The sequence below is a fragment of the Ruegeria sp. C11 genome, from assembly GCF_056537725.1.
The window spans coordinates 54,315-74,586 of record NZ_JBQFSB010000010.1; the positions used below are offsets into that span (position 1 = coordinate 54,315).

Below are 20,272 nucleotides of genomic sequence, written 5' to 3' on the forward strand. Positions count from 1 at the left end.
ACATTATTAACCGGAATGGAGCATCTGATGGCCGGGGACTATATCGTCAAAGACATTTCGCTGGCTGATTTTGGCCGCAAGGAACTGGATATTGCGGAAACCGAGATGCCGGGCCTGATGGCGTTGCGCACCGAATACGGGGACAGTAAGCCACTGAAGGGCGCGCGCATCGTCGGCTCGCTGCACATGACCATCCAGACCGCCGTTCTGATTGAAACACTGGTGGCGCTGGGCGCGGATGTGCGTTGGGCGTCGTGCAACATCTTTTCGACGCAGGACCACGCCGCGGCTGCAATCGCCAAGGCAGAAATTCCAGTATTTGCCATCAAGGGCCAGACCCTTGAAGAGCATTGGGATTACCTCGACAAATCCTTCCTGTTCGAAGATGGCCCGAACATGATCCTGGATGATGGTGGCGATGCAACGCTGTATATCCTGTTGGGCGCGCGCGCCGAAGCGGGTGAGGACATCATCCCCGTTCCGGGTTCGGAAGAGGAAGAGGTGATCAAGGCGCAGATTTCCAAGCGCATGGCGGCCTCTCCGGGCTGGTTCACCAAGATGCGCGACCAGATCCAGGGCGTGTCCGAGGAAACCACCACCGGCGTGAACCGTCTGTATCAGCTGGTCAGGGACGGCCACCTGCCGTTCCCGGCGATCAACGTGAACGACAGCGTCACCAAGTCGAAGTTCGACAACAAATATGGCTGTAAGGAATCGCTGGTCGACGGTATCCGCCGCGCCACCGACACCATGATGGCGGGCAAGGTTGCTGTGGTTTGCGGCTATGGCGATGTGGGCAAAGGCTCGGCCGCGTCGCTGCGTGGTGCGGGTGCCCGCGTGAAAGTCACCGAAGTCGATCCGATCTGTGCCCTGCAGGCCGCCATGGACGGCTTCGAGGTGGTGCTGCTGGAAGACGTCGTCGACAGCGCAGATATCTTTATCACCACCACCGGCAACAAGGATGTGATCCGCATCGAGCATATGCGCGAGATGAAGGATATGGCCATCGTCGGCAATATCGGTCACTTCGACAACGAAATTCAGGTGGCCAATCTGAAGAACCACAAATGGACCAACATCAAGGACCAGGTGGACATGATCGAAATGCCCTCGGGCAACCGCATCATCCTGTTGTCCGAAGGCCGTCTGCTGAACCTTGGCAACGCCACCGGCCACCCGTCGTTCGTGATGTCGGCCTCGTTCACCAATCAGGTTCTGGCGCAGATCGAGCTGTTCACCAAGGGTGATGAGTACAACAATGACGTCTACATCCTGCCCAAGCATCTGGATGAAAAGGTCGCCCGGCTGCATCTTGACCGTATCGGCGTCCGGTTGACCCAGCTGGATAACGAGCAGGCTGACTACATCGGTGTGAAACCCGAGGGCCCGTTCAAGCCGGAACATTACCGTTACTGATGATCAGGGCCTGCGCTTTTTGCGTGGCTTTATGGGCGGCCCCCGCGGCCGCCCAATACGCGGTAGAAGAAGAAACCGTATACTATTCGGTGTCTGGCAATTCGGTTCCTGAATTGCGCGCCGAAATGAAAGCGGGTGGCCCCTATGGATGGTGGGGTTACACCAGATGGTCCTTGGACTGGGACGCTGATTGTAACGTGAAGCTGCGCGTTTCCATAACCTTACCCCGCCACACCGACCCGAATTCATTGCCGTTGAACGTGCGGTCCAGATGGAATGTTATGCTGTCCGGATTGACCGCTCATGAAAAGCAACACGCTCGCCATGGACATCGCGCGGCCGAGCAGATTGCCCGGCAGGGGTGCAAAGGCGCATATTCAACGATCCTGAAATGGCGCTTTCAGGACCGGCTTTTCGACTGGAAAACCGACCACGGCGCGCTTGATGGCGTTTCTTTTTAGCGCAGCGGCGGCATGAAATCTCCGCGTCCTTGCGGTGTCAGGTCAAGCAGGTTCCACAGTGGCCAGATCGTATCGATATGGCGGGGTTGCCAGTTGCTGGGCTCAAAGAACAGCTCGGAACTCCAGAAATGACGGACGCCATCCGGATCGCGGACGAATATGTTCAGGATGGGCAGCTGGTCGCCTTTGTCGCTTTCAGCAAAATAATCGCGTTGATAGCTGGTCCCGAGCGCAGAATATAGCGGCAGGCTGTCCCAGTTCATCTGCGCCTTAAGCTCTTTCAGCTTCTGCGGCTCGTTCTGCGCCACCACAGCCACCGCCACTTTTTGCATAATATGGTCGACCTGACCGTTCAGACCGTCCAGAAAGGCCGAACACATCGGGCAGGGGGCCTTGGCGTTGGGACCGTACATCAGGGAATAGACCGCCAGCGCGTCATGGTCACCAAACAGCGATGACAGATTGACTGGCTCACCACCCGGCCCGGTGAACGTGTAGTCCTGCGGGATCAATCCGCCCTTCGGAAGGGACCGGCGCAGGGCGGCCACTTCTTCGACTTGCGCGCGCAATGCCGTTTCGGCCGCCAGCAGTTTGTTTCTTGCGGTACGGTATTCGGGGCTTTCGTTTGGCAGGGAAATGGGCATTACGAATCTCCGGCTATATTATTTAACAAAAATGTTAAATGATTGGTGATGAGATTTCAACCACGTCGTTGTGCGGGTCCAGGCGGGTTAGGGGGAAAGGTCAAAATTTTTCCCTTTGATGATTTTTTTTAATGCCGCTACCGTTTTCGGTGATTTTTACGGAAACCAACCCGATCAGGAGACAGCAATGGGAAAACGTGACGAGTTGATTGCGAAGTACGCAGATGATCTGAAAAATAAGTGCGGAATAGAGCCTGATATGGACTTGTTGACCAAGGTCACGATCGGTTGCGGCCCCGCTATTTATGACGCAGATGCAGCGACCGTCGCGGCCACCCAGGAAGGTGAGTTGGAAACCGTCAAGAACAACTTCCTCATCAAAAAGCTGGGCCTGTCCGATGGCCCCGAACTGATGGATGCGATCAGCAAGGCCATGGAAACTTATGGTCAGTCCGAACGTAACAAGTACCGGGCTGTCGTCTACTACATGCTGACCAAGCAATTCGGCAAAGAATCCGTATACAGCTGAATTTCAGCGCTAAATTTTTTAGGGCACCCGCATTTCATAATGCGGGTGCCTTTGTATTTGAGTCGAATTGTTCAAACTCGCCGATTGCAAGTTGTGCATGTTTCGCTAGTGTCAACTTGCGACCAGGATGGTCGGAACCAGAGTTTTGCAGATGCGTGTGGTGAGTAGGGAGCACGCGGGGCAGGGAAGGTTCTGATCAGTCAGGGCCTTCCCGAAAACTCATCTGATTTCGTCAAGCAGCCGCGCAATGAACAGGTCAAAATCGGTCGGTTGCCGGTTAGAGTTACCCGTGTTGCCGGAACCGCCCCTTCCAGCCAGATAAACCTCGATCCGTCCGGGTTGAGTCTTGCTGCCGGCTTTCGTGAAATCCCGTGCAATTCCGCCAAGCGCTTCGGCGGCCAGCGTTGCATTGATGGCATCATCCGGGTGGTAATACCGAACATGCGTTTCGCGGACCGAATAGGGCACCCGCGCAGTCGCGACCACAGTGGCCTTGCCGTTTGTCAAAGCCTCCAGCGCTTTGTTGCTGGCATCATCCGAAACCCTTCGGGGCACAAACAACCCGACCTCAATTCCGGTCGTTCGCGTCGGAATCGGAAGGGGTTTTACCTCGGAATACTGCGGTTCGAATGGTGCTTTTGGTACTGGTGGCTGCGGATCGTATACCAATACGGCGTCCCCACCGGGGGCGGGCGCAAAATTCAGTTCTGGCGGACCGGTCGTCCGGCCCGGAGAGTCGGTTGGCGAAACCGTCGTATTTGACAGGCTCGAATAACGGTTCAACATCTGGATATCCGAAGGCAATGTATCAATTCCCGCGGGCAACGAGCCATCAAACGCAGCTTCGCTCGAAAGAGCCACGCCCAATGAAGGGGCGTCATTCCGGGTCACGATATTCTCGGGTTGCCGATCGTCCGTGACTTTGGCTGCACCCCACTGAAGAAAGGCACCGCACAGCATTGCCGCCAACACGATCAGAACAATGCTATACCGGCGTTGGCGCTTTTTGGGTCGTGTCCGCTCGCGCGGGCGAATCCATTCCTCGGCATCGGCTACGGGCGTAGCCTCGACCCGCGAGGAATCCGGCACAGGCTCGGGCTTATTTGGGGCCTCATCAGGGGCTGTATTTGCCGTCGGTTGCTGTCGTGTCTTGGCCAGCGCCTTGGCTCGCTGTTTTCGCGCCAGTTCAAGGCGATCTTCCCACTTGCCGGAGTCCTTCGCCGCGACAAACTTTCTGGGTGTTCCCCTGCTGCCCTTAACGTCAGACATGGGTTTTTAAACTCTCAAAAAATGACCGATCTCTATCAGAGCAACGCCAAACGATCTGGACCTGCGAAAACCGCCGCCAACAGCCCCCCGCATGGCGCAGCCAGAAAATAATAGCATTTTTTCACGTTTGTGAGAAGTTTCTCGTCTTTTCCGGCCCACGCCGTCAATCGGCGCGGGTCTGTCCCAGATCGCAAATCACCGCCCATTCAGCGTCGCTTACGGGCTGAACCGACAGGCGCGAGTTTCTGACCAGCACCATTTCAGAGAGCCGCTCATCACCTTTGATCTGATCCAGTGTGACCGGAACCTCAAATGCCCGGACGGCCCTTATGTCCACACATTCCCAACGCTCATCGTCCGTTGTGCTGTCAGGGTGGGATTCGGCGCAGACCTCGACGATCCCCACAATCGCTTTGTCCTTTTGCGAGTGATAGAAAAAACCGCGATCACCCAGCTTCATCTCGCGCATGAAATTCCGCGCCTGATAGTTGCGCACACCGTCCCATTCCTCACCAACCTCGCCTTTGGCAACCTGCTGGTCCCAGCTCCAGGTGGACGGTTCGGATTTGAACAACCAGTTCGCCATCAGCCGATAACCTTTTTCCATGGGATCAGTTCAACCGACTGAAACAGCCCGGCCTTGGCATAGGGGTCACCATCGGCCCAGGCCTGCGCTGCCGCCAGATCCGCCACGTCCAGAATGATCAGCGATCCGATCATCTGATCGCCATCCAGCAACGGCCCAGCCTGAGACACAACGCCAGTCTCCTCGATATAGGCCAAATGCGCCGCGCGATTATCAAGCCGGGTCTGCAGGGCATTGTCCTTGTCGCGGGCAATCAGGGCGATCAGCATTTCATTCCTCCTTCAGGGGTCGGTTGAGCAGAGACTGGATGGCCTCGGCCACGCTGTATTTTCCGCCGCTCAGTTCGGCCACAGCGGTACTGATGGGCATGTCCAGACCTTCGGCAACCGCAATTTCGGCCACTGCGCGCGCGGTGGCAACACCCTCGACCGTTGTCGTGCCATCAAAGGCCTCCTGCCTTCCAAGGGCAAGCCCAAAGCGAAAGTTCCGCGACAGGTCCGATGCGCAGGTCAATGCCAGATCCCCAAGCCCCGACAGCCCCATCAACGTTTCCGGTCTAGCACCGCGCAAGGCCGCAAAGCGCTGCATCTCGGCGAATCCCCGAGTCATCAGCGCGGCGCGCGCGCTTTCGCCCATGCCTTCGCCAATACAGGCACCGCAGCCAATGGCCATGACGTTTTTCAGGGCGCCACCAAGCTCGGCCCCGATTGTGTCCGTCGTGCGGTAAAGGCGCAGATTGGCGGTCGTCAGTTCGACCTGCAACCGCTCACCCAGTTCAGCATCCGCGCAGGCCAGCGTCAGAGCCGTGGGCAGCCCGCGCGCAATGTCATGGGCAAAACTCGGGCCGGTCAAAAGGGCGGACTGGGCCTGTGGCATCACTTCGGCAATCACCGAAAGCGGGCCCTGACCTGATTTCAGTTCGATCCCCTTGCAGCAGGCAACCAGAACCTTGCCGTCCAGTTGCCGGGCGTGTTCCGTCAAGGCATCGCGCAGTTTTTGCATCGGCACGGCCAGCAAAACCACATCACCGTCTGCCGCATCCTCGAATCCGGTGGTCACGCGCAACGTATCGGGCAGGGGGACACCGGGCAGGCGTTGGGTGTTTTCACGCTGATCCTGCATCCGTTGCGCCTGTTCTGCAGACCGGCACAGTAGTGTTACGCGTCCGTTCCCGGCAAGTGAAATGGCCAGCGCAGTGCCAAAAGCCCCCGCGCCAAGAACCGAAACCGTCATGCCTTGGCCCCTTTCTTTCCACCACCCAAAAGGGCGGGGCTGCTTTGATCCAATGGCCATCGGGGCCGGGCAGTCAGGTCCAGACCATCGCGTTCGCCCGCGCGAAACCGTTCCATTCCGGCATAGGCGATCATTGCCGCGTTATCCGTGCAAAGGGATAGGGGCGGGGCCGTGAAACGCGCGCCATGCGCTTCACAAACAGACTCTAATTCGGCGCGAATGCTGGAATTTGCGGCCACACCGCCAGCCACCGCGACAACCGGCTCCAAGGGCTGTTCCTGTAGATACACCAATATCGCCCGGCGGGTTTTTTCGGCTAGCGTATCGACAATGGCCTGCTGAAACCCGGCGCACAAGTCGGCGCGGTCCTGGCGTGTCAGGCCGCCCTTTTCGGCAACGATCTGATCCCGCATCCGCATCAGCGCGGTTTTCAGTCCAGAAAAGGACAGGTTGCAGTCGGGCCGGTCCAGCAGAGGGCGGGGAAAACGAAATCGCTTTGGATCGCCAAGCTTCGCCTCAGCCTCAACCGACGGACCACCGGGCTGCGGCAGTCCAAGCAACCGGGCGGTTTTGTCAAAGGCTTCGCCGGGGGCGTCATCAATCGTGCCGCCAAGCCGGGTAAAGCGGTCGGGCCCGTGCGCAATCAGATATTGGCAATGCCCGCCCGAAACCAGAAGCATCAGATAGGGAAAGGCCACGCCATCCGTAAGACGGGGAGTCAGCGCATGGCCCGCAAGGTGGTTCACACCAACCAGCGGCAGACCCGTCGCGGCGCTCAGTCCCTTGGCGCACATCACACCCGACATCACGCCGCCGATCAGGCCGGGACCGGCAGTGACCGCAATGGCATCCATCTGCCTCAGCGACAGACCGGCCGCATCCAACGCCTGTATCACGCAAACATCCAGCTTTTCCGCGTGGGCGCGCGCGGCAATCTCGGGTACGACGCCGCCAAAGGCGCTGTGCAGTTCGGTCTGTCCGAAGACGACCGAAGACAGGATTTCGGCCGGTCTACCCGCAGTTTGGCGCACAACGGCGGCGGCTGTGTCATCACAGCTGCTTTCCAGTCCCAGAATCGTAAGTGTTTGCGCCATTGACCTGAACCGTTGCATCATGATCCGACTGCGGGGTATCACTCCGCGCGGACGCAAACAATCCCGAGGCCGAAGGCGCCGACCCTTGTATTTGCTGATGACCCGCCCTCGCGCCGCCTCGGAAAGGTTTGTCGCGCAGCTGCCCGCCCGGCTTCAGGGCCGGGTTCAGGTCGTGCATTCCCCGCTTCTCGACATACGGACAACCACTGGCGAGGTCGAAACCGACGGTGTTCGCGGGTTAATCTTTACGTCGGCCAATGGTGTAAACGCGGCCGTCAAATTGCACGTTGATCCGAATCTTCCCGCCTATTGCGTTGGCCCGGCAACGACACAGGCGGCCAATCAGGCCGGATGGTCTGCGGAGATGGTGGGCGAAACCGCCGAAGAGCTTGTCGCCGCCCTGTTGCGACAGCGCCCTCAATCCCCGCTGCTGCACTTGCGCGGCGAGCACAGCCGGGGAAATGTCGCCGAGCGGCTGACACAAATGGGTCTGACCGTGCAGGAGAAGGTGATTTACCAGCAACGTCTGCTGCCATTTTCTGATGAGGCACGCCGCATCATGGCCGGAAAGGCCCCTGTGATCGCCCCGATCTTTTCTCCTCGTACCGCGCGACAATTTGCCGACCTCTGGTCCGGACCGGCGCCGCTTTGGGTGGCATCGATCAGCGAAGCAACCGCAGAACCCCTTGAAACACTGGATTTCGAACGTTTGCGCATTGCCAGGCGACCAACCCCGAAAAAGATGCGCAAGGCCGTAAAAAAGCTGGTGAAAGATGTGATGCGGGTTGAGAGAGCGATGGACGCGGATTAACCTTGTATCGGTCTGTTGTTCAGGTTTTTTACAGAATCAATAAGGGGGTGTGACGGTGGCTGATAAGAAAGACGCGGATCAGGAACCGGGCACCGATCCCAAATCGGAAGGTGTGTCAGAGGATCAGACCGGCGAAACCGGTGCTGCCGCGGATGACGAATCTCTTGACGCCGGTAAGTCAAAAGATGAGCTGATTTCCGAAGCCGAAGCCGAAGCCGAAGCCGAAGCCGAAGCCGAAGCCGAAGCCGAAGCCGAAGCCGAAGCCGAAGCCGAAGCCGAAGCCGAAGCCCCTCCTGCGGTCGAAGAAAAGATCGTCGAGCGCACAGTGGAAAAACGCGGCGGCTTTGTTCCGGCACTGATCGGCGGCATCATCGCGGCGGGCCTTGGGTTTGTTGCCGGCCGCAGCGACATGATCTTTCCCGCCGATTCCGGACCATCCGATGCGATAGCCGCGCTTGAGGCAAAGCTGGCCGACCAGACCGATCAGATCGCAAAACTCTCGAAAGCGGTGACCGATGCGCCGGACCTGTCCGGCCTTTCCGACAAGGTAACCGCCCTGACCAGTCAGCTGGACCCGATCGAAAGTGATCTGGGGGCGGTGAAATCCAGTGTTGATGCGCTGAGCAGCAAGGTCGATCCATTGGCCAACCGGCTGACGGAACTGGAAAAACGCCCGATCACCGAAGGTGCCTCGCCCGAGGCCGTTGCCGCCTATGAGGCAGAGCTCAAGAAATTGCAGGACTCGCTGGCCACCCAGCGGGCAGAGGTTGAAAAGATGGTGTCCGACGCGCAGGCGCTTGAGGCCAAGGCATCGGCCGAGGCTCGGGCTGCGACAAATGCCGCCATCATCTCGCGCCTGCACGGTCAACTGGATGCGGGTGTTCCGTATTCCGACCTGCTGGCCGAACTCAAGGCCGGTGGCGTGGATATCCCTGACGCTCTTTCCGCCCCGGCTGACAAAGGTGTCGCGACCCTCTCGGCGCTGCGCGCCTCGTTTGCGCCTGCTGCCCGCACGGCACTGGCCGATGCGCGGGATACGCAGGCCGGAACCGGCATCGTTGCCTTCCTGCAACGTCAGACCGGTGCGCGCTCGGTCTCGCCGAAAGAGGGCGATGACCCCGACGCGATCCTGTCCCGTGCCGAAGCGGCGCTGGTCAGTGGAAACCTTTCTGATGCGCTGACCGAACTGAAGGCGCTTCCGGATGCCGCTCAGGCCGCGATGGCGGATTGGGAACAAACCGCGACGACCCGTTTGTCGGCTGTGCAAGCCGCCGATGCGCTTGCGCAAAGCGCGAACTCGAACTGAAGGACCTGCCATGCTGTGGTCATTGTTAAAGATATTGGTTTTTGTGGCGATTATCGGTCTGCTGGCACTGGGTGCTGGTTTTCTCATGGAAACAAGCGGTGGCGTGCAGGTTACCGTGGCGGGGACCGAATACACGCTTGGTCCGCTGCAATCCGTCATCGCGCTGGGCGTTCTTGTGGTCGGGGTCTGGCTGTTCTTCAAGCTGCTCAGCCTGCTGATCGCCACGCTGAAGTTCCTCAATGGCGATGAAACCGCGCTGTCGCGTTACTTTGACCGCAGCCGTGAACAGCGTGGCTATCAAGCGCTGGCGGATGGTTTGATGGCGCTGGCCTCAGGCGAGGGGCGGGTGGCCATGACCAAGGCGACCAAGGCCGAAAAGCTGCTGAACAAGCCCGAACTGACCAACCTGCTGGTGGCGCAAGCTGCGGAAATGACCGGGGATACCAAGAAAGCCTCGGATACCTACAAGCAATTGGTTTCCAACAATGCGACCCGGTTCGTCGGCGTTCGCGGCATCATGAAACAGAAGCTGGCCGAAGGGGATGACGAAACCGCCCGCAAACTTGCCGAAAAGGCGCTGGAGCTGAAACCCCGCCACGAGGAAACGCAGGATGTTCTGCTGAACCTGCAGACCAAGGCCCAGGACTGGGCCGGTGCGCGCTCGACCCTGACGGCCAAGCTCAAGTCAGGCGCCCTGCCGCGCGATGTCTACAAACGCCGCGATGCGGTTTTGGCCCTGTCCGAGGCCAAGGGCATTCTGGACGAAGACGCCAGCATCGACCAGCAGGAACGCGCGATCGAGGCGAACCGGCTTTCCCCCGATCTGGTGCCAGCCGCTGCAATGGCCGCCCGTGCCTATATCGCCAAGGGTAAGGCGCGTTACGCGACCAAGATCATCAAAAAAGCGTGGGAGGCGCAGCCGCATCCTGATCTGGCCCACGTCTTTGCCGAGATCGAGCCCGAAGAATCTCCTGATGCGCGCGTCAAACGGTTCACTGCCCTGACGCGGATTCACCCGGAAAACCCGGAAACCCGTTTGATTCTGGCCGAGCTGAATATCGTCGCCGAAGATTTCCCCGAAGCCCGCCGGGCGCTGGGCGATGTCGTCGAAAAACAGGCAGATGCCCGGGCCTATACCCTGATGGCCGCAATCGAACGAGGTGAAGGCGCGACGGACGCAGTTGTGCAGGGATGGCTTGCCAAGGCTCTGAATGCGCCGCGTGGTCCGCAGTGGGTGTGCGACAACTGCCACGACATTCACGCCGAATGGGCGCCGGTCTGTCAGAACTGCAACAGCTTTGACACCCTCAGCTGGCAAACGCCGCAAACACCGGAAATCGCAACCGCCACAGGCGTTCACATGCTTCCGCTGATCGTGGGCGCGTTGGAGGACAAGGTCGCCGCCGATGTCGATGAAGCTCCGGAATCGGACTCGGCAGACCCGGACACTCCGGACACTCCGGACGCCGAAACCGTTGAGATTGAAGCAGAACCCGTCGAGGCCGAGGCCAAACCCTGACCGAATTCGGCCTGACGGCCGCGGCTTAACCGAGAAGCTGTCCCAGTTTCATCGCGACCCCCATGTCGCCGGATATCTTGAGCTTGCCCATCATCACGCCGGTCATGGGGTTCAGCTTGCCGGTCAGCAATTTGGTCAGGTTCTCGCGTGAGATGCGGATGGTGCAATCGGTTTCGCGGTCTTCTGTCGAGGCCGCGTTGTCGGCCAGAACGATGACACCGTCATCACCGCAATCGAATTTCAATGACCCGTCGAAAACCTTGCCATCCAGACCTTTCTGAATGCCTTCGGCGATATCCTGAAGCATAGTCCTGCCCTCCGCTCTTTACCTTCGGGTAAAGAATGAGCACAGAGAATGGCAAGGCTGACCCAACGATAACGGGTCAGAATTACGGGGTGTCAGGCGCGTCCAAGGGCCTGCAGGGTCAATGGGCAGGGAGTCCCGCCGTAAAACGCATCCAGAACGCCCTGAAACTCACCCGGCGCATCCGCAACATTGGTGAACAGCGTCATGCAGGACCGCAGCTTTTTGGCGTCTATGCCGCCCAGAATATCTTCGGGATTGGCACCGGTATGGGACAGCATCAACCGGCTGACTTCAATCAGGCGGCTGCGCAGTTCGGGATGTTCCAGATAGGCGGTTGCCTCTTCCAGATCCTCGATCCCATAAAGCTGCGCCATGTGGGACCGGCCGAGATCAGCAAGCTGAGGGAATACGAACCACATCCAGTGGCTGGTTTTCTTGCCATCGGTCAGTTCACGCAGGACATCATTCCACACGGTGTCCTGCGCCTCGACGAACATTTCCAGTTCGTCGCCTATGCCGTCATCATCCATCATTTGCCGGTACGCTTGTCGCGTGCCGCCAGCAGTTTCAGACGCAGAGCGTTCAGCTGGATAAAGCCCGCCGCATCCGTTTGATCATAGGCGCCGGCGTCTTCCTCAAAGGTCACATGTGCCTCGGAATACAGCGAATGATCCGACCAGCGGCCCACGGTCGAGGCCAAACCTTTGTACAGTTTCACGCGGACGGTGCCGGTGACGTGTTCCTGGCTCTTGTCGATGGCGGCCTGCAGCATCTCACGCTCGGGGCTGTACCAGAAGCCGTTATAGATCAGTTCCGCATATTGCGGCATTAGCTGGTCTTTCAGGTGCATTGCGCCGCGATCCATGGTGATCGACTCGATCCCGCGATGTGCCTCCAGCAGGATGGTGCCGCCCGGCGTTTCATAGATGCCGCGCGACTTCATTCCGACAAACCGACCCTCGACCAGATCGAGACGGCCAATGCCGTGCTTGCCGCCATATTCGTTCAGTTTGGTCAGGATGGTGGCCGGGCTCATCGCCTCGCCATTGATGCTGACCGCGTCACCTTTTTCAAAGCCGATCTCGATGAATTCCGGCTCGTTCGGCGCGTCTTCGGGGTGGACGGTGCGCTGATAGACATAGTCGGGCGCCATATCGGCGGGATCTTCCAGAACCTTGCCCTCGGACGAGGTGTGCAGCAGGTTGGCATCGACCGAGAATGGCGCCTCGCCGCGTTTGTCTTTGGCAATCGGGATCTGGTTGGCTTCGGCAAACTCCAGCAGCTTGGTGCGGCTGGTCAGGTCCCATTCGCGCCAGGGTGCAATCACCTTGATGTCAGGGTTCAGCGCGTAGGCCGCCAGTTCAAAGCGGACTTGATCGTTGCCCTTGCCGGTCGCGCCATGTGCGACGGCATCGGCACCTGTTGCCTCGGCAATCTCAACCAGACGTTTCGAGATCAGCGGCCGCGCGATCGAGGTGCCCAGCAGATACAGCCCCTCATACTGCGCATTGGCGCGGAACATCGGGAAGACGAAGTCGCGGACAAATTCCTCGCGGATGTCTTCGATATAGATGTTTTCGGGCTTGATCCCCAGCAGCTCGGCCTTTTTTCGGGCGGGTTCCAGTTCCTCACCCTGACCCAGATCGGCGGTGAAGGTCACAACCTCACAACCATACTCGGTCTGCAGCCATTTCAGGATGATCGAGGTATCAAGGCCACCGGAATAGGCCAGAACAACTTTCTTGGGCGCGGACATCTGACTTCCCCTAATTCAAACGACGATTGGCCCCTAGCGGGTTTTGGACGTGGGGGCAAGCGGTGTGGATTGACGCCGCCCGGGAATTGGGGTGAAACGGTTGCAAGTAATACAAAGAATGGTTGAGAGGGCGGGTTTGATGTTGGGACTCGAGATATTTGTACATTCCGTAAAGATGGTTCTGCGCAACTTAAAACAGGCATTGCAGATTTCGGTTGTTCCGGCACTGGTCGGAGGGGTACTGATCACCGCCCTGCTCTATGTCTTCGATATCCCGCTTGAGGCGCTGGACAGCTCCGAACCAGGATTGCCGCCGGGGACAAGTCCCGGCTCGATTATGGCGTTCATTCTTTGCATGTTGGCCGTTTTCGTTGGCACGGTGTTCTGGATCGTGGTGTCCTGGCACCGGTTTGTTCTGCTCGAGGAATATCCGCGCGGATTTCTGCCCCCGTTCCGATTTGACAGAATCCTGGCTTATTTCGGGCGCGCTGTTTTGTTGGGCTTGCTTGGGCTCATTGCCTTGCTGCCCGCGTCCTTCATTGCCGGAGTGGCGGCGCAGGCGTCGCCTGCGATCAGCGTCGGGGTAATGTTTGTTTTCTTGCTGATGATTCTGATCGCGTTTTATCGGCTATCGCCTATTCTGCCCGCTGCGGCCATCGGAAATTCGCTGACTTTCTCCGAGGCATGGGCGGCAACAACAGGTGCAAGCGGTGCGATAGTTGTTCTGCTTGTCGTGGCCACCCTGTTTCAGCTTCTTATTCAGTTTCTGGGTGGATTGCTGATCTTTATCCCGGTGATCGGCCCGCTGATCCTTGTCTTTGTCGCGATGCTTGTTCTGCCATTGATCAACGTCAGCATCCTGACCACAATGTATGGCGTCTTCGTCGAAAAACGCGAACTCTCCTGACCCGCGTACACATATGTATTCCTTGCCCTTTCGGCGGTGATGCGGCACTGAAACGGACATGAGCGATTTCATGACCCGCGCCCGCGCCGCCGAACAGGCGATGCGCACCGTTTTCCCGGCAACCCCGTTGCAGCGGAATGCCCATCTGTCCGACCGTTTTGGCGCCGATATCTGGCTCAAGCGCGAGGACCTCAGCCCGGTGCGGTCGTACAAAATCCGCGGTGCGTTCAACGCCATGCGCAAGCAGCAGGGACAGGACCTGTTCGTCTGCGCCAGCGCCGGAAATCACGCGCAGGGTGTGGCTTTCATGTGCAGGCATCTGGACGTGAAAGGCGTGATCTTCATGCCGGTGACCACGCCGCAGCAGAAAATCCAGAAAACGCGCATGTTCGGCGGCGACAATGTCGAGATTCACCTGATCGGGGACTATTTCGATGACACGCTGGCAGCAGCGCAGCAGTGGTGTACGCGTCAGGGCGGGCATTTCCTGTCGCCGTTTGACGATGCGGACGTGATCGAAGGTCAGGCGTCACTGGCGGTCGAGATCGAAGCACAACTGGGCGGCGTACCGGATCACGTGGTGTTGCCGGTGGGCGGCGGGGGCATGTCCTCGGGCGTGGCAACGTGGTTCGGGGATCGCACCCATTGTCTGTTTGTCGAACCGGCGGGCGGTGCCTGCCTGCGCGCGGCGCTGGCGGCCGGTCATCCGGTGGCACTGGATCGCGTGGATACCTTTGTCGATGGCGCCGCCGTGGGACGGATTGGCGACAAGCCATTTGAATTGCTTAAGAAACAACACCTTTCGGACGTTCTTGTCATGCCCGAGGATCGGATTTGTACCACGATGATCGAAATGCTGAATGTCGAAGGTATCGTTCTGGAACCCGCAGGCGCGCTGGCGGTCGAAGCGGTTGCGGATGTTCAAAGCTTTATTCGTGGCAAGACCGTGGTCTGTGTCACCTCGGGCGGCAACTTCGACTTTGAACGCCTGCCAGAGGTCAAGGAACGCGCCCAGCGCTACTCCGGGGTAAAGAAATACTTCATTCTGCGTCTGCCGCAGCGTCCCGGTGCGCTGAAAGAGTTTCTGGGCATCCTTGGCCCGGACGATGACATTGCCCGCTTTGAATACCTGAAGAAATCGGCGCGTAACTTCGGCTCGGTCCTGATCGGGATCGAAACCAGCAGGCCCGAGAATTTCGTGCGCCTGTTCGCGCATCTGGATGATGCGGGGTTCACCTATACCGACATCACCGACGACGAAACTCTGGTTCAGTTCGTGATCTGAATTTCAAATCTGTTTGGCCAGTTCATTCTGAAAGACAGTTTTTGACTGCTCGAAACAGGCAATAATTGCGTCCAGGTCGATATCCATCCTGTTGCCGGCAGACGCATTGCGCTCGCCATCCTGGCACAATCTGGAAAATGTCTCGAACCCAAGGCTCAGCCCGCTGCCTTTCAGGAAATGCAGGTTCTGTTCGATCTGCGCACGCCCCTTATCCGCCTGCAGCCGGGCAATCATCTCTGTGACCTCGTCCAGAAAAAGCGCGACGACTTCGTCAAATTCGCTTGCTCCGACTTCGTGGTGCAACTGCCTGACCCTGGGCCAGTCGATCATGTCCAAACCTCACTGCTGATACGCCGGTGGTCTGTTGATATTCGTTTGCAGGTAAAGCCGCGGTTAAGAGGCTGAGTGAAAATCGCAAAAACCGGTTTCACCGGATGTTAAGGCGTGGCCCCTAGTTTGCGACTAACCGGTCTGTCGCGGACAACAGGAAATTCAATGTGTTACAAGGTGTAGAAGCGGATGTAGGTTGTGAACAGGATTTTGGTGCCATCAAAAAGGTGATGGTTGTCGACGACAGCCGCCTGCAGCGCCGTATCCTTGTTGCTTCACTCAGGAAATGGGGGTTTGACGTTGTCGAGGCCGACAACGGGCAGACTGCGATTGACATCTGTTGCGCCGATCCCCCCGATCTGGTGCTCAGCGACTGGGTCATGCCGGGGATGAGCGGGTTGGAATTCTGCAAGGCGTTCAGACGTCTGGAAAACGACCAGTATGCGTATTTCATCCTGCTGACCTCGAAAAGTGAAAAACAGGAAGTGGCGCAGGGGCTGGATGCCGGGGCCGACGATTTCCTGATCAAGCCGCTTGGGGCGGATGAGTTGCGCGCGCGCATCTCCGCCGGGGCCCGAATTCTGGGGATGCAGCGGGAATTGTCGGACAAGAACCGACTTATCGAAAAGGCGCTGGATGAATTGAAGCTGGCGCATGAGGCCATCGACAAGGATCTGGTACAGGCTCGGAAAATTCAGGATTCGCTTGTTCCCGAACTGACGCGGCAATTCGGCAAATCTCGTGTCAGCCTGCTGCTGAAACCCTGCGGACATATCGGCGGCGATCTGGTGGGCATGTTCTCACCCGGCGTCAATCGGCTGGGGTTCTACAGCATCGATGTCTCAGGGCATGGCATCACCTCGGCAATGATGACCGCGCGTCTGGGGGGGTATCTGTCCAGCGCGCATTTCGACCAGAACGTCGCGATGGAGAAACGGTTCGACAAGTTCTATTCTCTGCTGCCGCCCGAGAAGGTCGCCGCAATCCTGAACGCCCGGCTTATGGCCGATACGGGGATCGAGGAATATTTTACCATGGCTTACGCCATCATCGATCTGCGCAATGGTCATCTGAAGATGGTGCAGGCGGGCCATCCGCATCCGCTGTTGCTGCGCGCGGATGGCAGCGCGGAATTTCTTGGCAAGGGCGGCATGCCCATCGGCCTGCTGCCCGATGTATCGTTTCAGCAGATCGACACTTACCTTCAGCCTGGTGACAAATTGTTGCTCTATTCCGATGGTTTTACCGAATGTCGATTGGCGGATGGAAGTCACCTGGATGAATCCGGCCTGCTTGGCATGGCGCTCAACTGCGCGGCTGACGCCGACGGGCCGGAATTTCTGGACGACATGTTCTGGCGGCTGACGCAGAACATCCCTGCCGGAGGCGGGATGGAAGACGACACCTCTGCCGTTTTCTTCGAATATAACGGGCCTTAAATCCCCCGCATATGGCGCGCTGCAAAATGCCGGTCTCCGGCATTGCCTAGAAGGGTAACTGCATCGACGGCATCCATCCAAACCGCCTCATGACAGGCTTCGGTCGGCGGCCCCATGCGGCGCACCGGTCGGGCGCGGTAGATGACACAGACCTTTTCGGCCCAAAGGTCGTATTCCGGCATATAGGTGAACCGCCTGAAGGCCCCCAGCCGACGGGGTGCCGCGATCAGCCATCCGGTCTCTTCAAATACCTCACGATGCAGTGCGGACACCGGTGATTCTCCGGGGTCGATCCCGCCTCCGGGCAGCTGCAGGTCCGGGCCGGGTTCGGTCTGGCAGGTCAGTAACAGGCGACCGCCCGCAGGTAACAGGGCATAAACGCCGATGCGCCGGGTATACCTGCGCCCGGCTTGTGGGGTTTCACCAAACCGTCTGATCATGTATGGCCCCTTTCAACCCAGTCTGTTGGACCTATATGGTGGCGGTATGCCAACCCGTGGCGTGTAAGGAAACCCCATGTCTATTGGAACGAAAATCGCGTGGGACGATACGGTCCTGCCCTTTCAACTCGACGTATCGGATATGCGGGGTCGTGTGGCCCGGCTGGACGGCGTGCTGGACGGCATCCTGAAACAGCACGACTATCCCGAACAGGTCGAGGCGCTGGTGGCCGAAATGGCCCTGCTGACCGCGCTGATCGGTCAGACCGTCGCATTGCGCTGGAAGCTTTCCCTGCAGGTGCAGTCCAAGGGCCCGGTGCGGATGATTGCCACCGACTACTACGCCCCGCAGGAAGAAGGACAGCCCGCAAAGATTCGCGCCTATGCCAGCTTTGACCGCGAGCGTCTGACCAGCGGCGCACCTTTCGATCAGGTTGGCGAAGGGTATTTTGCCATTCTGATCGATCAGGGAAAGGGCACGCAGCCCTATCAGGGCATCACCCCTCTGGCCGGTGGGTCGCTGAGCGCCTGCGCCGAATCGTATTTTGCCCAGTCCGAACAGCTGCCCACCCGGTTTTCGCTAAGCTTCGGGAAATCCATCGAACCCGGCGTCGACGAGCATTGGCGCGCTGGCGGCATCATGTTGCAGCATATGCCCAAGGCGTCGCCTTTCGCGGCCAAGGGCGAAGGCAGCGGCGAGGTTCTGAGTGCCGAAGATCTGGTCGACGGAGAAGCGGGTGAAAACTGGGGCCGGGTGAACATCCTGCTGGACACAGTCGATGATCTGGAACTGATCGGCCCCACAGTCCAGCCGACAGACCTGCTCGTCCGTCTGTTCCACGAAGAACAGCCTCGGGTCTATGACGCGCAGCAGGTTCAGTTCGGCTGCACATGCTCTGAGGAACGTGTGCGCCAAAGCCTGTCGATCTATTCGGCCAGAGATATTGAAAAGATGACCACGCCCGAGGGCACTGTGACGGCGGATTGCCAGTTCTGCAGCGCGCATTATGTCCTTGCTCCCGGCACGGTCGGATTCGACGCCGAAAATCCGGACAGTGCGTGATCCTGCCGCTGAACTGACGGCGGCCCTGAACCGCCCGGGAAACGGGTCGAGCGATTTCGACCTGAACCCCGACACCGTATTGCCCGCCGGTCGCAGGCTGCGCCCAGCCGGCGTTCTGGTCCCGGTCTCGTTGGTCGGTGACGAACCACGGGTCATTCTGACCAAGCGGTCCTCGGCACTGAAACATCACCCCGGCCAGATCGCTTTTCCCGGCGGGAAACAGGACGAAGATGATGCGGACGTGACCGCAACTGCCCTGCGCGAAGCACAGGAAGAGATCGGCCTACCAACCACGTTGCCGCAGGTGCTGGGTCATTTGCCCGCGCACGAGACCGTCACGTCCTTTAACGTCACCCCGGTGCTTGCGGTTTTGACCGAACAGTTCTCTCCCGTTGCAGAACCCGGCGAGGTGGACGAGGTGTTTTCCGTCCCGCTCGATCACGTTCTGAACCCCGGCAACTATGTCATCGAGTCGCGTTTATGGCGCGGCCAGCGGCGGTATTATTTCGCCGTACCCTTCGGGCCTTATTACATCTGGGGGGCGACAGCACGAATCCTGAGGGGGCTGGCGGCCAGGGTGAATGAATGAACCGGATCACGGATAACTGGGTCTCGCAAACGGCGACGCAAGATGTTTGCGCGGCCCTGACCGATGCAGGCGCGCAGGCCTTGTTTGTCGGGGGTTGCGTCCGCAATGCGCTGTTGGGTGCGCCCGTGGCCGATATCGACATTGCAACCGATGCCCGGCCTGAACAGGTCATCGCCTATTCCGAAAAAGCTGGGATCAAGGCCATTCCCACCGGGATTGATCATGGTACCGTGACACTTGTCAGCAAGGGCGTCCCGCACGAGGTCACGACCTTCCGCCGCGATATCGAAACCGATGGCAGGCGCGCAACGGTCGCCTTTTCGGATCGGGTCGAAGAAGACGCGGCGCGGCGCGATTTCACCATGAACGCGCTGTATGCCAGTCCGGATGGAACCATTCTGGACCCGCTTGGCGGATTGTCCGACCTGCAGGCCCGGCATGTTCGTTTCATCGGCAATGCCGGGGACCGTATTCGCGAGGATTACCTGCGCTCACTGCGCTATTTTCGGTTTCACGCGTGGTACGGGGATGCCGACGCGGGCTTTGACCCCGACGCGCTGGCCGCGATCGCGGCCAATCTGGATGGCCTGGCAAAGCTCTCGCGCGAACGGGTAGGAGCCGAACTGCTTAAGCTTTTGTCAGCCGCTGATCCGGCCCCGTCTGTGGCTGCGATGCGCAACACCGGCGTTCTGACGCAACTTTTGCCGGGCGCCGATGATCGGTCTCTGGCACTGCTTGTGGCGCTTGAGGGTAATGCCGGCGCCGCACCCGATCCGATTCGCCGTCTGGCCGCGATCGCGAACCCGGAACAGGCATCTACCCTGCGCCTCAGCAGGGCCCAGATACAGCGCCTGACCAGAATGAGGGACGAGGCCTCCGGCCCGGCAGGGGTCGCGGAACTGGGCTATCGGTACGGTTCCGATGGCGGGCTGCATGAAACGCTTCTGAGATGTGCGTTTCTGGAACAGCCGTGGTCGCACGACCTGACCGAGGCCCTTGAAAAAGGCGCTGCGGCCAGCTTTCCGATAAAGGCCAATGACCTGATTCCGGAATATACCGGCCCGGCGCTGGGCAAGAAACTGGCCGAGCTCGAGGCCCGCTGGATCGCGTCGGACTTTCGGCTGAACCGTCAGGAATTGCTGGCGGAATAGCCTGAAGTCTCAAAAAGGGATGACAAAGCGGATCATTTGTGGCTAGGGTGCGCCTGTCACATGGCACATGGATGGAGGAATGCGAATGTATTACGGGATCTGGTTCGGCTAAACCCGGAACGCCTGACCCGTTGGGG

At 59.0% G+C, this 20,272-nt stretch carries 23 protein-coding genes; 12 read left to right on the forward strand and 11 right to left on the reverse strand.

Going from position 1 to position 20,272, the window contains the following annotated elements; translation table 11 throughout:
• Positions 1 to 27: 27 nt before the first annotated feature.
• Positions 28 to 1,416: an adenosylhomocysteinase gene (ahcY, locus tag ACR0NA_RS17160; protein ID WP_480453074.1), complete on the forward strand. Its 1,389-nt coding sequence runs from the start codon at positions 28 to 30 to the stop codon at positions 1,414 to 1,416.
• Between the two features lie 89 nt (positions 1,417 to 1,505).
• Positions 1,506 to 1,877, forward strand: a complete 372-nt coding sequence (locus ACR0NA_RS17165) for a DUF922 domain-containing protein (protein ID WP_480730972.1) — start codon at positions 1,506 to 1,508, stop codon at positions 1,875 to 1,877.
• On the opposite strand, the gene ACR0NA_RS17170 is transcribed toward ACR0NA_RS17165, so the two are convergent.
• Complete coding sequence (locus ACR0NA_RS17170) at positions 1,874 to 2,521, reverse strand: DUF899 family protein (RefSeq protein WP_480730974.1); 648 nt, start codon at positions 2,519 to 2,521, stop codon at positions 1,874 to 1,876. The genes ACR0NA_RS17165 and ACR0NA_RS17170 overlap by 4 nt on opposite strands.
• A gap of 187 nt (positions 2,522 to 2,708) precedes the next feature.
• On the opposite strand from ACR0NA_RS17170, the gene ACR0NA_RS17175 reads away from it, so the two are divergent.
• Positions 2,709 to 3,050: a DUF2853 family protein gene (locus ACR0NA_RS17175; protein WP_480730976.1), complete on the forward strand. Its 342-nt coding sequence runs from the start codon at positions 2,709 to 2,711 to the stop codon at positions 3,048 to 3,050.
• A 219-nt stretch (positions 3,051 to 3,269) separates the two neighbouring features.
• Here ACR0NA_RS17175 and ACR0NA_RS17180 read toward each other — a convergent pair whose 3' ends face one another.
• From ACR0NA_RS17180 to tsaD, 5 genes are all read right to left on the reverse strand, one after another.
• A complete protein-coding gene (locus ACR0NA_RS17180; protein ID WP_480730978.1) occupies positions 3,270 to 4,319 on the reverse strand; it encodes a hypothetical protein in 1,050 nt (349 codons plus the stop codon).
• A gap of 163 nt (positions 4,320 to 4,482) precedes the next feature.
• A complete protein-coding gene (locus ACR0NA_RS17185) occupies positions 4,483 to 4,905 on the reverse strand; it encodes an EVE domain-containing protein (protein ID WP_480731208.1) in 423 nt (140 codons plus the stop codon).
• A complete protein-coding gene (locus ACR0NA_RS17190) occupies positions 4,905 to 5,174 on the reverse strand; it encodes a YciI family protein (protein WP_480730980.1) in 270 nt (89 codons plus the stop codon). The genes ACR0NA_RS17185 and ACR0NA_RS17190 overlap by 1 nt, the downstream gene beginning before the upstream one ends.
• 1 nt (position 5,175) lies before the next feature.
• The gene (locus ACR0NA_RS17195; RefSeq protein WP_480730982.1) at positions 5,176 to 6,138 is read right to left on the reverse strand and encodes an NAD(P)H-dependent glycerol-3-phosphate dehydrogenase; all 963 of its coding nucleotides are present in this window, start codon (positions 6,136 to 6,138) and stop codon (positions 5,176 to 5,178) included.
• Positions 6,135 to 7,232 (reverse strand): tRNA (adenosine(37)-N6)-threonylcarbamoyltransferase complex transferase subunit TsaD, encoded by a 1,098-nt coding sequence (tsaD, locus tag ACR0NA_RS17200; protein ID WP_480730983.1) that lies wholly within the window; start codon positions 7,230 to 7,232, stop codon positions 6,135 to 6,137. Before tsaD ends, ACR0NA_RS17195 begins: the two co-directional genes overlap by 4 nt.
• Before the next feature lie 97 nt (positions 7,233 to 7,329).
• Between tsaD and ACR0NA_RS17205 the strand changes: the two genes are divergently transcribed.
• From ACR0NA_RS17205 to ACR0NA_RS17215, 3 genes are read left to right on the forward strand one after another with little or no spacing between them, the layout of a single operon-like run.
• A complete protein-coding gene (locus ACR0NA_RS17205; RefSeq protein WP_480730985.1) occupies positions 7,330 to 8,043 on the forward strand; it encodes a uroporphyrinogen-III synthase in 714 nt (237 codons plus the stop codon).
• A gap of 55 nt (positions 8,044 to 8,098) precedes the next feature.
• Entirely contained in the window at positions 8,099 to 9,349 is a 1,251-nt protein-coding gene (locus ACR0NA_RS17210; RefSeq protein ID WP_480730988.1) for a COG4223 family protein, read from the forward strand.
• A 10-nt stretch (positions 9,350 to 9,359) separates the two neighbouring features.
• Positions 9,360 to 10,868, forward strand: coding sequence for a heme biosynthesis HemY N-terminal domain-containing protein (locus ACR0NA_RS17215; protein ID WP_480730990.1), 1,509 nt, complete (start codon positions 9,360 to 9,362; stop codon positions 10,866 to 10,868).
• Positions 10,869 to 10,893: 25 nt separating this feature from the next.
• Here the strand turns inward: ACR0NA_RS17215 and ACR0NA_RS17220 are convergent, their stop codons facing one another.
• The 3 genes from ACR0NA_RS17220 to ACR0NA_RS17230 all read right to left on the reverse strand — a co-directional run bounded on the left by ACR0NA_RS17220 (position 10,894) and on the right by ACR0NA_RS17230 (position 12,931).
• The gene (locus ACR0NA_RS17220; protein ID WP_480730993.1) at positions 10,894 to 11,175 is read right to left on the reverse strand and encodes an SCP2 sterol-binding domain-containing protein; all 282 of its coding nucleotides are present in this window, start codon (positions 11,173 to 11,175) and stop codon (positions 10,894 to 10,896) included.
• A gap of 92 nt (positions 11,176 to 11,267) precedes the next feature.
• Positions 11,268 to 11,708 carry a DUF1810 domain-containing protein gene (locus ACR0NA_RS17225; RefSeq protein WP_480730995.1) on the reverse strand — a complete coding sequence of 147 codons (441 nt, stop codon included), beginning with the start codon at positions 11,706 to 11,708 and terminating at the stop codon, positions 11,268 to 11,270.
• Positions 11,705 to 12,931: an argininosuccinate synthase gene (locus tag ACR0NA_RS17230; RefSeq protein ID WP_480452616.1), complete on the reverse strand. Its 1,227-nt coding sequence runs from the start codon at positions 12,929 to 12,931 to the stop codon at positions 11,705 to 11,707. The genes ACR0NA_RS17225 and ACR0NA_RS17230 overlap by 4 nt, the downstream gene beginning before the upstream one ends.
• 139 nt (positions 12,932 to 13,070) lie before the next feature.
• Between ACR0NA_RS17230 and ACR0NA_RS17235 the strand changes: the two genes are divergently transcribed.
• A complete protein-coding gene (locus ACR0NA_RS17235; RefSeq protein ID WP_480730997.1) occupies positions 13,071 to 13,838 on the forward strand; it encodes a hypothetical protein in 768 nt (255 codons plus the stop codon).
• 58 nt (positions 13,839 to 13,896) lie between these two features.
• Positions 13,897 to 15,123: a threonine ammonia-lyase IlvA gene (gene ilvA, locus ACR0NA_RS17240; RefSeq protein WP_480730998.1), complete on the forward strand. Its 1,227-nt coding sequence runs from the start codon at positions 13,897 to 13,899 to the stop codon at positions 15,121 to 15,123.
• A 3-nt stretch (positions 15,124 to 15,126) separates the two neighbouring features.
• Here ilvA and ACR0NA_RS17245 read toward each other — a convergent pair whose 3' ends face one another.
• Complete coding sequence (locus ACR0NA_RS17245) at positions 15,127 to 15,453, reverse strand: Hpt domain-containing protein (RefSeq protein WP_480731000.1); 327 nt, start codon at positions 15,451 to 15,453, stop codon at positions 15,127 to 15,129.
• Between the two features lie 167 nt (positions 15,454 to 15,620).
• On the opposite strand from ACR0NA_RS17245, the gene ACR0NA_RS17250 reads away from it, so the two are divergent.
• Positions 15,621 to 16,892: a PP2C family protein-serine/threonine phosphatase gene (locus ACR0NA_RS17250; protein WP_480731003.1), complete on the forward strand. Its 1,272-nt coding sequence runs from the start codon at positions 15,621 to 15,623 to the stop codon at positions 16,890 to 16,892.
• On the opposite strand, the gene ACR0NA_RS17255 is transcribed toward ACR0NA_RS17250, so the two are convergent.
• Positions 16,889 to 17,332 carry an NUDIX hydrolase gene (locus ACR0NA_RS17255; protein WP_480731004.1) on the reverse strand — a complete coding sequence of 148 codons (444 nt, stop codon included), beginning with the start codon at positions 17,330 to 17,332 and terminating at the stop codon, positions 16,889 to 16,891. The two genes, ACR0NA_RS17250 and ACR0NA_RS17255, sit on opposite strands and share 4 nt — an antisense overlap.
• Before the next feature lie 76 nt (positions 17,333 to 17,408).
• Between ACR0NA_RS17255 and hslO the strand changes: the two genes are divergently transcribed.
• The 3 genes from hslO to ACR0NA_RS17270 are packed head-to-tail and all read left to right on the forward strand — an operon-like array spanning position 17,409 to position 20,135.
• Positions 17,409 to 18,395 carry an Hsp33 family molecular chaperone HslO gene (gene hslO, locus ACR0NA_RS17260; protein WP_480452608.1) on the forward strand — a complete coding sequence of 329 codons (987 nt, stop codon included), beginning with the start codon at positions 17,409 to 17,411 and terminating at the stop codon, positions 18,393 to 18,395.
• Positions 18,340 to 18,984: a CoA pyrophosphatase gene (locus tag ACR0NA_RS17265; protein WP_480731006.1), complete on the forward strand. Its 645-nt coding sequence runs from the start codon at positions 18,340 to 18,342 to the stop codon at positions 18,982 to 18,984. Before hslO ends, ACR0NA_RS17265 begins: the two co-directional genes overlap by 56 nt.
• Positions 18,981 to 20,135: a CCA tRNA nucleotidyltransferase gene (locus ACR0NA_RS17270; protein ID WP_480731008.1), complete on the forward strand. Its 1,155-nt coding sequence runs from the start codon at positions 18,981 to 18,983 to the stop codon at positions 20,133 to 20,135. The genes ACR0NA_RS17265 and ACR0NA_RS17270 overlap by 4 nt, the downstream gene beginning before the upstream one ends.
• Positions 20,136 to 20,272: the final 137 nt, after the last annotated feature.